Source organism: Microbacterium indicum DSM 19969 (assembly GCF_000422385.1).
GTDB classification, from domain to species: Bacteria; Actinomycetota; Actinomycetes; order Actinomycetales; family Microbacteriaceae; genus Microbacterium; species Microbacterium indicum.
Map to the genome: position 1 here is coordinate 74,839 of NZ_AULR01000008.1, position 13,925 is coordinate 88,763.

At 73.5% G+C, this 13,925-nt stretch carries 14 protein-coding genes; 4 read left to right on the plus strand and 10 right to left on the minus strand.

The annotated features are described in order from the left end of the window. Positions 1-8 precede the first annotated feature (8 nt). Genes H576_RS0108390 through H576_RS0108410 form a run of 5 tightly spaced genes read right to left on the minus strand, consistent with a single transcriptional unit; the run spans position 9 to position 2,243 of the window. Positions 9-626, minus strand: a complete 618-nt coding sequence (locus H576_RS0108390; RefSeq protein WP_029150568.1) for a hypothetical protein — start codon at positions 624-626, stop codon at positions 9-11. After that, positions 623-1,195, minus strand: coding sequence for a hypothetical protein (locus H576_RS0108395; RefSeq protein WP_029150569.1), 573 nt, complete (start codon positions 1,193-1,195; stop codon positions 623-625). Before H576_RS0108395 ends, H576_RS0108390 begins: the two co-directional genes overlap by 4 nt. Beyond that, positions 1,196-1,567 carry a hypothetical protein gene (locus H576_RS0108400; protein ID WP_029150570.1) on the minus strand — a complete coding sequence of 124 codons (372 nt, stop codon included), beginning with the start codon at positions 1,565-1,567 and terminating at the stop codon, positions 1,196-1,198. It lies immediately after the preceding gene. Then, complete coding sequence (locus H576_RS0108405) at positions 1,564-1,755, minus strand: DUF2273 domain-containing protein (protein ID WP_029150571.1); 192 nt, start codon at positions 1,753-1,755, stop codon at positions 1,564-1,566. The genes H576_RS0108400 and H576_RS0108405 overlap by 4 nt, the downstream gene beginning before the upstream one ends. After that, on the minus strand, positions 1,752-2,243 hold the full coding sequence (locus tag H576_RS0108410) for an Asp23/Gls24 family envelope stress response protein (protein ID WP_029150572.1): 492 nt from the start codon (positions 2,241-2,243) through the stop codon (positions 1,752-1,754). Before H576_RS0108410 ends, H576_RS0108405 begins: the two co-directional genes overlap by 4 nt. A gap of 164 nt (positions 2,244-2,407) precedes the next feature. On the opposite strand from H576_RS0108410, the gene H576_RS0108415 reads away from it, so the two are divergent. From H576_RS0108415 to H576_RS0108425, 3 genes are all read left to right on the plus strand, one after another. After that, entirely contained in the window at positions 2,408-4,474 is a 2,067-nt protein-coding gene (locus H576_RS0108415; protein ID WP_029150573.1) for an NAD(+) synthase, read from the plus strand. Between the two features lie 81 nt (positions 4,475-4,555). Further along, the gene (locus tag H576_RS0108420; RefSeq protein ID WP_029150574.1) at positions 4,556-6,517 is read left to right on the plus strand and encodes a right-handed parallel beta-helix repeat-containing protein; all 1,962 of its coding nucleotides are present in this window, start codon (positions 4,556-4,558) and stop codon (positions 6,515-6,517) included. A 62-nt stretch (positions 6,518-6,579) separates the two neighbouring features. Beyond that, positions 6,580-10,080, plus strand: a complete 3,501-nt coding sequence (locus H576_RS0108425) for a TM0106 family RecB-like putative nuclease (protein WP_029150575.1) — start codon at positions 6,580-6,582, stop codon at positions 10,078-10,080. Here H576_RS0108425 and upp read toward each other — a convergent pair. After that, a complete protein-coding gene (gene upp / locus H576_RS0108430; RefSeq protein ID WP_029150576.1) occupies positions 10,065-10,697 on the minus strand; it encodes a uracil phosphoribosyltransferase in 633 nt (210 codons plus the stop codon). The genes H576_RS0108425 and upp overlap by 16 nt on opposite strands. A 50-nt stretch (positions 10,698-10,747) precedes the next feature. Between upp and tadA the strand changes: the two genes are divergently transcribed. Beyond that, positions 10,748-11,209 (plus strand): tRNA adenosine(34) deaminase TadA, encoded by a 462-nt coding sequence (gene tadA / locus H576_RS0108435; protein ID WP_029150577.1) that lies wholly within the window; start codon positions 10,748-10,750, stop codon positions 11,207-11,209. Positions 11,210-11,216: 7 nt separating this feature from the next. Here the strand turns inward: tadA and H576_RS14985 are convergent, their stop codons facing one another. Genes H576_RS14985 through H576_RS0108455 form a run of 4 tightly spaced genes read right to left on the minus strand, consistent with a single transcriptional unit; the run spans position 11,217 to position 13,916 of the window. After that, the gene (locus H576_RS14985) at positions 11,217-11,951 is read right to left on the minus strand and encodes an ATP-binding cassette domain-containing protein (RefSeq protein WP_051172460.1); all 735 of its coding nucleotides are present in this window, start codon (positions 11,949-11,951) and stop codon (positions 11,217-11,219) included. Then, entirely contained in the window at positions 11,948-12,721 is a 774-nt protein-coding gene (locus tag H576_RS0108445) for an ABC transporter permease (protein ID WP_029150578.1), read from the minus strand. Before H576_RS0108445 ends, H576_RS14985 begins: the two co-directional genes overlap by 4 nt. Next, the gene (gene modA, locus H576_RS0108450) at positions 12,718-13,521 is read right to left on the minus strand and encodes a molybdate ABC transporter substrate-binding protein (RefSeq protein WP_029150579.1); all 804 of its coding nucleotides are present in this window, start codon (positions 13,519-13,521) and stop codon (positions 12,718-12,720) included. Before modA ends, H576_RS0108445 begins: the two co-directional genes overlap by 4 nt. After that, positions 13,518-13,916 carry a TOBE domain-containing protein gene (locus H576_RS0108455; protein ID WP_029150580.1) on the minus strand — a complete coding sequence of 133 codons (399 nt, stop codon included), beginning with the start codon at positions 13,914-13,916 and terminating at the stop codon, positions 13,518-13,520. Before H576_RS0108455 ends, modA begins: the two co-directional genes overlap by 4 nt. Positions 13,917-13,925: the final 9 nt, after the last annotated feature.

Here is a 13,925-nt window from a genome sequence, read left to right on the forward strand (position 1 = left end):
GCGGGTGATTACGTCACCCGCGGCCGGTCTCCGGCCAGCCTCGAGCGGATCCCGGAGCGGATCGACACGAGCGCGGGTGCGTCGCGTCCCGTCAGGACCTCGAGGCTGTCGAGGAGCGCCGTCACCGCAGAGGCGACGGCGGCGGGCGACGTGCCGCGGCGCGGCGTGACGCTCACGTGCAGCACGTCCTCACCCGCGACGGCCCTCGTGTCGACCCGGCACGCGAGGATGTCGCGGTCGCCGTCGAGCGACCGGGCGATCGCGTCGGACGCGAACCCCTGGCGGATCGTCACGGCGCCCTGCGCGCCCTCGCCCGGCTCGAACCGGGCGACGGATCCGCTCCTGCCCCCTCCGAGGCGCGCGACGACGACCAGGGCGAACACGACGACGAGCAGCAGCGCCGCGAGGAGCGCGAGGACGAACCAGCTCAGCGTCGTCGCCTCGGACACGCGGGTCGCATCGTGGGCGCGCCGCATCCACTCGATCGCGGCCGCGCCGCCGGCGGCCCAGGCGTCTCCCGCGGCCGGCCACGCCATCGCCGCGAGGGCCCCGGCGCCCGCCGCGAGGAGGAGCACGCCCGCGACCATCAGCACGACACGGTTCACCGCTCGGTTCGTGTCGTTCATCGCGCGGCCTCCTCGCCACCGGGCCGCAGAACGCGCACCCGCACACTGACGCTGGGTGTCAGATCGTACTCGTCGAGCTCCGCCTCCGCGACCGCTCGGACCGACGCCCTCTCCAGCTGCTGCCCCGGCTCGGGCCGCACCGTCACGTCGGCCTGGCGGTGCCCGACGCCGACGACCACCGCGCCGGGGGAGAGATCCATCTCGCGCCTCACGCGCTCCGCGAGCGACGACGCGATCACGGCGTTGTCGGCGAGCACGGCCCGCGAGGCGCGGCCGATCGCGTGCTTCGGCCGCCGTCCGGGGCTCGCGGCCAGCCAGATCAGGACGATCCCCGCGAGAGCCGCGACGGCGCCCAGCGCGGCGAACCGCGTGCTCGGCAGCCGCTCGAGCCACGCGAGCGCGTGCCCCGGCGACACGAGCAGCGGGTCGGCGCCCGAGAGCGCCAGCGCGATCTCGACCCCGACGTACGCCGCGGCGAGCGCGGCGGCAACCAGCACGACGACGGCCGCGGCCGTGCGCGGCGAGTGCGTCTCGCGGCGCACGACGCGCCTCAGCACTGCGTCCGACACCTATCTCACCCTCTTCCTCGGAGGAACGATCGCGCCCGTGATCGCGACGGAGACCCGCCGGATCTCCCTGCCCGTCAGCCGCGCGAGCGTGTCCGCGAGCGACGACTGCACGGCCCGCGCGCGGTCGGGGATCGGGGTCGCGGCCCTGACGGCGTCCGCGTCGGACAGGTCGGGGATCGGGAACCGCGCGGAGACCCGCACGGAGAGCCCGCCCGCCCACTCGGAGACCTCGGTCGAGACCTCGTCCCGCGCGACCCCGATGGCGGCCGCCGACGCCTCCCTGACGACGGCGTCGACGACGCGCTCCCGCACCCGCACGACCCCGTGCGGGAGGGCGGGGCGCGCCGGCGGCGGGGCGACCGCGGTGCTCACGACGAGGTCCGCCTGCCGGTCAGCGCCCCCGCGAGGGCGCGCAGATCCAGCTGGCCCGACACGACGCGGCCCACGAGGGCGCCGATCGCCATCGCGAGCGCGACGAGCAGGAACCCCCAGAACCCGAACGTCAGCGCCACGACGGCCAGGATCGTGCCGACGAGGGCGCCCGTCAGCGTGGCGTTCATGAGACGCGGGACTCGTCGTCGCCGTCGTCCGCGTCGTCGCTCGGCAGGTGCACGTCGTTCACGTCGACGTTCACCTCGACGACCTGCAGCCCGACGAGGCGGGTGATGGCGTCGGCCACGGCCGCGCGGACGTTCTGAGCGACGTCCTGGATCGGCGTCGGGTAGTCGACGACGATCGTGATGTCGGCGGCCGCCTGCGTCTCGCCGACCTCGACCTTCACGCCCTGCGTGAGGTCGGTCGCGTTGACGGCATCGCGGATCGCGCCGAGCGCGCGGGCGCCGCCGCCGCCGAGCGCGTGCACGCCGGAGACCTCGCGCGCCGCGATACCGGCGATCTTCGCCACGACGTCCTCGGCGATCGTCGTGCGCCCCTCCGACGCGCCCTCGGGCGAGACGGCCGCCTGGCCGCTCGCCGTCGCCTTGTCGACGCGCGGTGCGCGCGCGGCGTTCGTCGTCGCGTTCGTCGTGTTCGTCTCGTCCGCGGTCATCGGAACCACCTCCATGTTCAGCGGCGCGGCCCCTCGGCCGTGCCATCCGGAGAGCGTCGGACAACGCTCTACAGGGGAAGACGGATCGAGCGCGCGGATCGTCACAGATCCGTTCCGACGGATTCGGGGGCGATCACGCGCGGCCTCGGTGACAGACTGGGGGCGTGACCGACTTCGACTTCGCGAGCGCGTACGGGCATGGCTTCGCCCGCGTGGCGGCGTGCCACGTCCCCGTCGCGGTCGCCGACCCGGCGACGAACGCGCAGACCATCATCGAGGCCGCGCGGCACCTCGACGGCGAGGCCGTCGCGGTCGCCGTGTTCCCCGAGCTGAGCCTCACGGGGTACGCGATCGACGACCTCGTGATGCAGGACGTCGTGCTGGACGGGGTGCGCGACGCGATCGAGGAGATCCGCGAGCAGTCGGCGTGGATCCTCCCGCTCCTCGTGGTCGGCGCGCCGCTCGCCCGCGGCGGCCGCGTCTACAACTGCGCCGTCGCGATCCACCGGGGGGAGATCCTCGGCGTCGTGCCGAAGTCGTACCTGCCGACCTATCGCGAGTTCTACGAGCGCCGCTGGTACGCACCGGGCGACGACCAGCGCGGCGTGATCTCGATCGGCGACGTCGCCGTGCCGTTCGGCCCCGACATCCTCTTCGAGGCGCGCGACGTCCCCGGCCTCGTCGTCCATGCCGAGGTGTGCGAGGACATGTGGGTGCCGATCCCGCCGTCGTCGCTCGCCGCCCTCGCGGGGGCGACGGTGCTCCTGAACCTCTCGGGCAGCCCCATCACGATCGCGCGGGCCGAGGACCGCCGGCTCCTCGTCCAGTCGGCCTCGGCACGCACCAACGCGGCCTACGCGTACGCGGCCGCCGGGCTCGGCGAGTCGTCGAACGACCTGTCGTGGGACGGCCAGACGATGATCTACGAGTCGGGCTCGCTTCTCGCCGAGACCGAGCGCTTCCCGCAGGGTCCGACGTACTCGATCGCCGACGTCGACCTCGACCGGCTGCGGCAGGACCGCCTGCGGCAGGGCACGCAGGACGACAACCGCCGCACGCACGCGGCGTCGACCGACTTCCGCCGCGTCGGGTTCGAGCTGCGGCCGCCGAAGGGCGACGTGGGGCTGCGCCGCGCGGTCGACCGCTTCCCGTTCGTCCCCGACGACCCGGCGCGGCTCGCGCAGGACTGCTACGAGGCGTTCAACATCCAGGTCGCGGGCCTCGTGCAGCGCATGCGGCAGATCGGCGATCCGAAGCCCGTCATCGGGGTGTCGGGCGGGCTCGACTCGACGCACGCCCTCCTCGTGATCGCACGGGCGATGGACCTCATGGGGCGGCCCCGCAGCGAGATCCTCGCCTACACGATGCCGGGCTTCGCGACGAGCGACCACACGCGCTCCAACGCGATCGCCCTCGCCGAGTCGGTCGGCGCCGCGATCGAGACGGTCGACATCCGCCCCGCCGCCACCGAGATGCTCGCGCGCATGGGGCACCCGGCGGGATCCGGCGAGGCCGTCTACGACGTGACCTTCGAGAACGTCCAGGCCGGCCTGCGGACCGACTACCTCTTCCGGCTCGCGAACCACAACGGCGGCATCGTCGTCGGCACGGGCGACCTGTCGGAGTTCGCGCTCGGCTGGGCGACCTACGGCGTCGGCGACCAGATGAGCCACTACGCCGTCAACAGCGGCGTTCCCAAGACGCTGATCCAGCACCTCATCCGCTGGGTCATCTCGGAGGGCGAGGCGCAGGGCGTCACGGCGGCCGAGGCCGAGGTCCTGCAGTCGGTCCTCGACACCGAGATCTCGCCCGAGCTCGTGCCCGTCGGGCAGGACGGGAAGGTGCAGTCGACCGAGGACACGATCGGGCCGTACGCGCTCCACGACTTCACGCTGGCGCAGGTGCTGCGGCACGGATTCCGGCCCTCGAAGATCGCCTTCCTCGCGATGCACGCGTGGAGCGACGCCGATGCCGGGGAGTGGCCGCCCGGGTTCCCCGACGAGGAGCGCTTCGCCTACGACCTCGCGACGATCGCGAAGTGGGAGCGCGTGTTCCTCCAGCGCTTCTTCGGCTTCGCGCAGTTCAAGCGATCCGCCGTCCCCAACGGGCCCAAGGTGAGCCACATCGGCTCGCTCTCGCCGCGCGGCGACTGGCGCGCGCCGTCCGACGGCAACGCCCGCGCCTGGCTCGCCGAGCTCGACGCTGCGCTGCCGGCGGATCAGCGCGCCTGACGTCCAGCGGAGAATCGCCGCTAGCATCGTGTTTGTTGCCAAGTGCAACATAAAGTTCGATGACGAGCGAGGCGAGGAACGATGACGACTTTCCATGTGGCCACGACGGGCTCCGACCTGGCGGAGGGCGGCGCCGACGCGCCCTTCCGGACGATCGGGAGGGCGGCCCGCGTCGCGATGCCGGGCGACGCCGTCGAGGTGCACGAGGGCGTGTACCGCGAGTGGGTGCGCCCCGCGCGCGGCGGGCGCGATGACAGGCGCCGTATCACCTACGCGGCGGCAGCCGGCGAGCACGTGCGGATCACGGGATCCGAGCGCGTCACGGGGTGGACAGCGGAGGGATCCGGAGTCTGGTCGGTGCGCGTGCCGAACGCGCTCTTCGGCGACTGGAACCCCTTCGCCGAGGAGGTCGCGGGGGACTGGGTCGTTCCGTCGGCCGACGCGCCGACGCGGCACCTCGGCGACGTCTACCTGAACGGCCGTGGGTTCTACGAGGCCGCGAGCCGCGCCGAGCTCGACGACGCGGGGATCCGCACCGAGGTCCTCGACGACTGGACGGGAACCGTCGACGCGGTGCGCGACCCGGATCAGACCCGCTTCCGCTGGTTTGCGGAGGTGGGCGAGGGCGAGACGACGATCTGGGCGGCATTCCACGACGTCGACCCGAACGCGGAGCTCGTCGAGATCAACGTGCGCCGCCAGGTCTTCTCGCCCGAGGCGCACGGCGTCGACTTCATCACCGTGCGGGGCTTCGAGCTCGCGCAGGCGGCGACGCCCTGGGCGCCCCCGACCGCCGACCAGCCGGGCCTCATCGGCCCGAACTGGGCGAGGGGATGGATCATCGAGGGCAACGACATCCACGACGCCAAGTGCTCGGCCGTGAGCCTCGGCAAGGAGCGCTCGACGGGGCACGACTTCGCGACGGAGCGCCGCGACAAGCCCGGCTACCAGTACCAGCTCGAGTCGGTGTTCTCGGCCCGCCAGATCGGCTGGGACGCCGAGCACATCGGGTCGCACATCGTGCGCGACAACCGGATCCACGACTGCGGCCAGAACGCCGTCGTCGGCCACCTCGGGGCCGTGTTCTCGACCATCGAGCGCAACCGGATCTGGAACATCGCGATCAAGCGCGAGTTCTTCGGCCACGAGATCGCGGGCATCAAGCTGCACGCCGCGATCGACGTCGTGATCGCCGGCAACCGGATCCACGACTGCTCGCTCGGCATCTGGCTCGACTGGCAGACGCAGGGGACCCGGATCACGCGCAACGCGCTCTACGCGAACAGCCGCGACCTCTTCGTCGAGGTCAGCCACGGGCCCTACGTCGCCGACCACAACCTGTTCGCCTCGCGGGCCTCCCTCGAGGTGTTCAGCCAGGGCGGGGCCTTCCTCAACAACCTCGTCGCGGGGACCGTCGCGGTCGAGCCGGTCGTCGAGCGCCCGACGCCCTACCACCGGCCGCACAGCACCCAGGTCGCGGGATACGCGGCGATCCTCGGCGGGGACGACCGCTGGATCGGCAACCTCTTCCTCGCGGGCGACGGCCAGCCGGCCTACGGCGCGGGCTCGCGTCGCAGCCCCGAGCCCGGAACGGCGGCCTACGACGGCCACCCCCAGAGCATGGACGAGTACCTCGAGCGGGTCGACGATCCGAGCCTGGGCGACCACGAGCGCTTCGCCGGCGTCGAGCAGCCCGTCTACCTGCGCGACAACGTGTACGCGGCGGGGGCGCGCGCCTACGCGGGCGACGCCGCGTCGGCGCGGCTCGACGCCGACCCCGTCGTCGCGGTGCGCGAGGAGGGCGAGGAGACGGTCGTCGAGATCGAGCTCCCCGCGGGGTTCGCGCCCGACGCCGTCGGCGTCGTGACGGGCGACGACCTCGAGCCCGTGCGCTTCGTCGGCGCGCAGTTCGAGGATCCCGACGGTTCGCCGATCGCGGCCGATCGCGATCTCACGGGAGCGCGGAAGGATCGGGGCGCGGCATACCCGGCTGGGCCGTTCGCCGCGCTCGCGGCGGGGCGGAACGCGATCCGCTTCGTGTGACGCCGCGCCCGGCCGCGCGGTCGCCCCGTTCGCCTGTCAGGGGTGCCGCATACCGTTGAGGCATGCGCATCATCCGCGATTCGAACCGCCTCGTCTGGAGCGCGAGCGACCTCAAGGCCGCCGCCGAGTGCGAGTTCGCGTGGCTGCGCCAGATCGACGCCAAGCTCGGCCGGTGCGCCGCCGTCGACGAGCCCGACGACCCGATGCTCGAGAGGGCCGCCGCGCTCGGCGACGCGCACGAGGCGCGCCAGCTCGCGGCGTATCGCGCCGAGCACGCCGACGCCGTCGTCGAGATCGAGCGGGTCTCGTCGGCGTCGTCGGCGCTCGCCGCCGCCGTCGACGAGACGAACGCGGCGCTCGCCGATCCCGCGGTGCGGGTCGTGTTCCAGGCGGCCTTCTCTGCCGACGACTTCGTGGGCTTCGCCGACTTCCTCGTGCGCGACGACGCGGGGGCTTGGCGCGTGCAGGACACGAAGCTCGCGCGCACTCCGCGCGTCACGGCGCTCATGCAGCTCGCGGCATACGTCGACCGTCTCGATGCGCTGGGTGTTCCGCGCGCCGACGAGGTCGACCTCCTCCTCGGCGACGGCACCACCTCGACGCACGACGTCGCCGACCTGCTCCCGCTGTTCTCGGCGCGCCGAGACCGCCTGCGGGCGCTCGTCGCCGACCGCGCCATCGGCGACCCGATCCCGGCGATCGCGTGGGGCGATCCGCGGGGCGATCTCGACGTGCGCGCGTGCGGCCGATGCGCCGAGTGCGAGGCGCAGGTCGTCGAGCGGCGCGACGTCCTGCTCGTCGCGGGCATGCGGCCGCAGCAGCGCACCCGACTGCGCGACGCCGGCATCGCGACGATCGACGCGCTCGCCGCGGCTTCGGAGGCGCCCGCGCGCATGAGCGAGGAGGCCTTCGCGGGCCTCCGCTCGCAGGCCCGGCTGCAGATCGCGTCCGAGGGACGCGCGGTGCCCGAGTGGCAGGTGCAGAACCCGCACGCGCTCGGATCCATGCCGCGCCCGGACATGGGCGACATCTTCTTCGACTTCGAGGGCGACCCGCTGCACGCCGAGCCCGGGGTCGACGGCCGGCCGGCGTGGGGCATCGACTACCTCTTCGGGTGGGTCGACATCCGCGAGCAGTACTCGTCGATCTGGGCGCACGACCTCGCCGCCGAGCGCGAGGCCCTCGAGCGGTTCTGCGAGTTCGTCGCGCAGCGCCGGAGCGCGAGCCCCCGCATGCACATCTACCACTACGCGCCGTACGAGCCCGTCCACCTCGCGGCGATGGCGGCGCGGCACGGGGTGTGCGAGGCCGAGGTCGACGCGATGCTGCGCGACGAGCTCTTCGTCGACCTGTACCCCGTCGTCAAGCACGCCCTGCGGGTGGGATCCCGCTCGTACTCGATCAAGAAGCTCGAGCCGCTCTACATGGGCGACGAGGTGCGCACTCAGAGCGTCCAGAAGGGCGACGACTCGATCGTGCGCTACGTCGAGGCGCGCGAGCTGATCGCGGGCGGGCGCGCCGACGCGGGGCAGGCGATCCTCGACGACCTCGCCGACTACAACCGCTACGACTGCGTGTCGACGCGGCGCCTGCGCGACTGGCTCGTCGAGCGCGCCCGCGAGACGGGGGCCGTTCCGGCCGCCCCCGACGACGCGCTCGGCCAGCCCTACGAGCCGTCGCTCGAGGCCGAGTCGCTCGTGCGGCGCGCAGGCGATCCCGACCTCGCGCCGAGCGACGCCATGGCGCTGCGGCTCGCGGCCGCGGCGATCGACTACTACCCGCGCGAGGCGAAGGGCTTCTGGCAGGCGCACTTCGAGCGCCTCCGGGAGCCGGCGTCGCTGTGGGCCGACGCGCGCGAGGTCATGCTCGTCGACGCGCGCGCGTCGTCGATCGCGAGCGAGTGGAGCGGAGGGCGCCGGCGGCTCGAGCTGCGCGGCGACCTCGCCCCGGGAAGCCGCCTCACGGTCGGATCGCGCCCGTTCCTGCTCTACGCGGCTCCGGCGCCCTTCGCGAACGACGCGTCCGAGCGGTGGATCCACGTGCCGCGCCCCGCGACGGTCGTCGAGGTCTTCGAGGGCGGGGCCCTCGTCGAGGAGACGGCGGCGGGCGAGACGTGGCGCGAGCTGCCCGTCGCCATGACGCCGCCGTCTCCGCCGCCCGCCGGGCGCATGCAGACCGCGATCCGCGAGTGGTCGACGAGCATCCTCCGGGCCGCGACGGCCGTGGGCGAGACCGACGGCGCGTTCCCGATCGACCCCGCGACCGACATCCTCCGCGGGCTCGGCGCCGCGCACCACTCGGGCCGCGTCGTGTCGACGGCGATCGGCAGCGACGCCGAGGCGATCGTGTTCTCGCTCCTGTCGGTTCCCACCTACCTCGCGGTCCAGGGTCCTCCGGGCACGGGCAAGACCTACGTGGGGGCGCACGTGATCGCGCGCCTCGTGAACGAGCACGGGTGGAAGGTCGGCGTCGTCGCCCAGTCGCACGCCGTCGTCGAGAACATGCTCGACAGGGTCGTGCGCGCGGGCACCCCGCGCGAGCTCGTCGGCAAGTCGCTGCGCGGCGGCGCCGAGCCGACGGGGCGCGAGGCGTTCACGGTCGTGAGGAAGCAGGCGATCGCGGGCTTCCAGCAGTCGAAGCTGCGCGGATACGTCGTCGGCGGCACGGCGTGGGACTTCGCGAACGAGACGCGGGTCGCGCGGCGCTCGCTCGACCTCCTGGTCGTCGACGAGGCCGGGCAGTTCTCGCTCGCGCCGATGATCGCGGTCTCGATGGCCGCGCGCCGCCTGCTGCTGCTCGGCGACCCGCGGCAGCTGCCGCAGGTCAGCCAGGCCGTGCACCCGGCCCCCGTCAACACCTCGGCGCTCGGGTGGCTCATGCAGGACGACCCCGTGCTCTCGCCCGAGAACGGCTACTTTCTCGCGCAGAGCTGGCGCATGCACCCGGCGGTCTCGCGCCCCGTCTCCGAGCTCTCGTACGCGGGCCGCCTCCGCTCGCGGCCGGGCGCCGAGCTGCGGTCGGTCGCGGGGGTCGAGCCCGGGCTGCACCCCGTTCCCGTGCGGCATCGCGGCAACGCGACCGATTCGCCCGAGGAGGCCTCCGCTGTGGTGGGCATCGTGCGCGACGTCGTGGGGCGCGCCTTCGTCGACATCGACATCGACGACGAACAGGTCGCGACGGCGCTCGATCCGCGGCCGCTCACGCAGGCCGATGTGATCGTCGTCGCGCCCTACAACGCGCAGCAGCAGCTCGTCGAGCGCGAGCTCGCGCGGGCCGGGTTCCCCGAGGTACGCGTCGGCACCGTCGACCGCTTCCAGGGGCAGGAGGCCGCCGTCGCGATCATGACGCTCGCCGCGTCATCGGGCCGCGACGCGCCGCGCGGGCCCGACTTCCTGCTGCTCGAGAACCGGCTCAACGTCGGCATCAGCCGCGCGAAGGTTGCGGCCTACCTCGTGCACAGCCCCGCGCTCGTCGACGACCTGCCGATGCGCGCCGAGTCGGTCGCGCGGCTCAGCGCCTTCAGCAGGCTCGTCGCGCGGCCGGCCGCTCAGACCGTGCCGTAGAGGCGGTCGCCCGCGTCGCCGAGGCCGGGCACGATGTAGCCCTTCTCGTTGAGCCCGTCGTCCATCGCGCCGAGCACGAGCTTGACGTCGCGGTCGCCGACGAGGGTGTCGATCGCCCGCACGCCCTCGGGCGTGCCGAGCAGGCACACGGCCGTGACGTCGGTCGCGCCGCGGTCGAAGAGGAACTTGATCGCGGCGGCGAGCGACCCGCCGGTCGCGAGCATCGGGTCGAGGACGAAGCACTGGCGGCCCTCGAGGTTCTCGGGAAGGCGCTCGGCGTAGGTCGAGGGTTTGAGCGTCGCCTCGTCGCGCACGATGCCGACGAAGCCCACCTCGGCCGTCGGGACGAGCTTGGTCATGCCCTCGAGCATGCCGAGGCCCGCGCGCAGGATCGGCACGACGAGCGGCTTCGGGTCGGCGATCCGCACACCCTTGGTCGTCGTGACCGGGGTCTGGATCTCGGTCTCCTCGACGCGCACCTCGCGGGTCGCCTCGTAGGCGAGCAGCGTCATCAGCTCTTCGGTCAGCTGGCGGAACACCGGCGAGGGCGTCTTCGCGTCGCGCAGGACGGTCAGCTTGTGGGTGATGAGCGGGTGGTCGGCAATGTGCACGCGCATGGTGTCCAGGCTACGGGAGAAAGTCGGACGGCACCCCGTACATTCGAGGCATGACTCACGACCCGGGCGACGTCGACCTCATGCGCCGGGCGATCGCGCTCGCGCTCGAGGCCGGCGCCGCGGGCGAGGTGCCGGTCGGGGCGCTCGTCGTCGACGGCTCGGGCACCGTGATCGGGTCGGGCCGCAACCGCCGCGAGGAGACTCATGACCCGTCGGCGCACGCCGAGGTCCTCGCGATGCGCGAGGCCGCCCGCGCGATCGGGGCATGGAACCTCGAGGGCTGCACCCTCGTGGTCACGCTCGAGCCGTGCCTCATGTGCGCCGGCGCGCTCCTCCAGTCGCGGATCTCGCGCCTCGTCTTCGGCGCCTGGGACGACAAGGCGGGCGCCGCGGGATCCCTCTACGACGTCGTCCGCGACCGCCGCCTGCCGTACCGCGCGGAGGTCGTCGGCGGCGTGCTCGAGGACGCCGCGCGCGCGCCGCTGACCGCGTTCTTCGAGGCGCGGCGGTAGCGGCGCCTCAGCCGCGCAGCGCGTCGAGGTCGGCGGTGCGAATCCAGGGGTTCTGATCGAGCAGCGCCGCCCCGAACGCGGTCTCGGGCGCGCGCAGCACCTCGGCCGTCGGGCCCTGCTGGGCGACGGATCCGTCCGACACGACGACGAGCTCGTCGGCGATCGCGAGCGCGTCGAGCGGGTCGTGCGTGATCATGAGGGTCGTGCGTCCGCTGGCGGCGGCGCGCAGCGCTCGGCGCAGGGGCGGCACTGCCGTGACGTCGAGCGCGGCGAGCGGCTCGTCGAGCAGCAGGAGCTCGGGGTCGGTCGCGAGCGCCCGGGCGAGCGCGACGCGCTGGGCCTGACCGCCCGACAGGTGCGCGGGGCGCCGCGCCGCGAGGTGGTCGACCCCGAGGTCCGCGAGCCGCTCGGCCGCCGCGGCGCGGGACGCGGCCCGCGAGAGGCCCGCGCGGTGGCGGAGCGGGAAGGCGACGTTGTCGAGCACCGACAGGTGCGGGAAGAGCAGCGGGTCCTGCGCGAGGAGGGCGGCGGGCCTCCGGTGCGACGGGGTGCGGGTGAGGTCGGCCGGTCCGAGGACCACGGATCCGGGGACGAGCCCCGCGACCGTCTCGAGGAAGGTGGTCTTGCCCGCGCCGTTGGGCCCCATGACCGCGACCGAGGTGCCCGCGCCGACCGAGAGGTCGTACGCGAGGCCGTGCGAGCGGACCTCCACGGCGAGTGTCTTCGGGAACTCGGCGGTCATCGCGCCCTCCGGGCCGTCGTGAGGAGCACGCCGATCACCGCGACGACGACGAGCAGCAGCGAGAGCGCGACGGCGATCGACGGGTCCACTTCGCGCTGCAGGTAGATCTCGAGGGGGAGCGTGCGCGTCGTGCCCTGGTAGTTCCCGGCGAAGGTCAGGGTCGCGCCGAACTCGCCGAGCGACCGCGCGAACGCGAGGATCGCCCCCGAGACGAGCGAGGGGGCGAGGAGCGGGAGGCTCACGCGCCGGAACACGACCGACGGCGAGGCGCCGAGCGTGGCGGCGATCTGCTCGTACCGGCGGTGCTCGAGCCGCAGCGCCCCCTCGATGCTGAGGACGAGGAACGGCAGCGACACGAACGCCTGCGCGAGGACGACCGCGACGGTCGTGAAGCCGATGCGGACGCCGCCCGCCTCGAGCCACTGGCCGAGCAGGCCGTTGCGCCCGAAGGCGTAGAGCAGCGCGAGGCCGCCGACGACCGGGGGAAGCACGAGGGGCAGCAGCACGACGGCGCGCACGACGGCGAGGCCGGGGAACGCGGCGCGCGCGAGGACGAAGGCCAGCGGAACCCCGAGGACGACGCAGATCGCGGTGCTGCACGCCGCGGTGCGCAGGCTGAGGAGGAGGGCGTCCGTCGCCTCGGGGGTCGTGAGGAGCGCGGGGAGGCGCGCCCACTCGACCCGCGAGAGGAGGCCCGCGATGGGCAGCAGCACCAGCAGCGCGCCGAGCGCCGCCGGCGCGTACAGCCAGCGCGGGATCCGCGTCGTCACGGCGCGACGAAGCCGTACGACGCGAGGACCTCCTGACCGGCGTCGGAGAGCACGTAGTCGACGAAGTCCTGCGCGAGGTCGCTGTCGTCGAGCGTCGCGATCGGGTAGTCGTTGACGACCGCGTCGGCGCCGTCGAACGGGATCGCGGTGACCTCGTCGCCCGCCGAGGTCACGTCGGTCACGTACACGAGACCCGCGTCGGCCTCGCCGCTCGTGACGCGCCCCAGGACGTCGGTCACGCTCTGCTCCTCGCTCGCGGGGGTGAGCGTCAGATCCGCGTTCTCGAGCACCTGCTGCGTCGCGGCCCCGCAGGGCACCTGCGCGGCGCAGATCGCGACGTCGACGTCGCCCGACGCGAGGTCGGCGAGCGTCTCGATGCCGGCGGGGTTGTCGGGCGGCGTGACGATCTCGAGGGTGTTGCGGGCGAAGACCTGCGGGTCTCCCGTCGTGAGCCCCGCGTCGACGGCCTTGTCCATGTTGGCCTCGTCGGCGCTCGCGAACACGCTGCCGGGCGCACCCTCCTGGAGCTGCGAGACGAGGCCCGAGCTGCCATCGAAGGTGAACGAGACCGTGACGCCAGAGTGCTCGTCCTCGAACTGCGACCCGATGTCGGTGAACGCGTTCTGCAGCGAGGCCGCGGCGGCGACGACGAGCGTCGTGCTGTCGGTCGTGCCGTCCGACGCGCTGCCCGAGGCGCTGTCCGTCGTGTCGTCCGAGCCGGTCGAGCAGCCAGCGAGGGCGAGGGGGACGGCGATCAGCAGCGACAGGGCTGCGAGCGGGGTCTTCTGGTGGGTCTTCATCGGGCTACCTCCACGACGATCTGGGTGGCTTTGACGCTCGCGACCGCGACCGACCCCGGCTCGATGCCGAGGTCGTTCACCGCCTCGGTGCTCATGAGCGAGACGATGCGGTGCGGGCCGCACTGCAGCTCGACCTGGCTCATCACGGTGTCGGACACGACGCGGGTCACGAGTCCGACGAAGCTGTTGCGCGCCGAGCGCGCGACGCCGCCGAGCGGGTCGGCGGGCTGCGTCGCCCGTTCGCGGGCGAACTCGGCGAGGGCGAGCCCGTCGACGACCCTGCGGCCCTTGTCGTCGGTGCCCGAGGGGAGCGCCCCCTGGTCCGCCCATCGCCGGACGGTGTCGTCGCTCACGCCGAGGAAGGCGGCGGCGTCGTTGATCCGTATCTGCGTCACAATTATCAG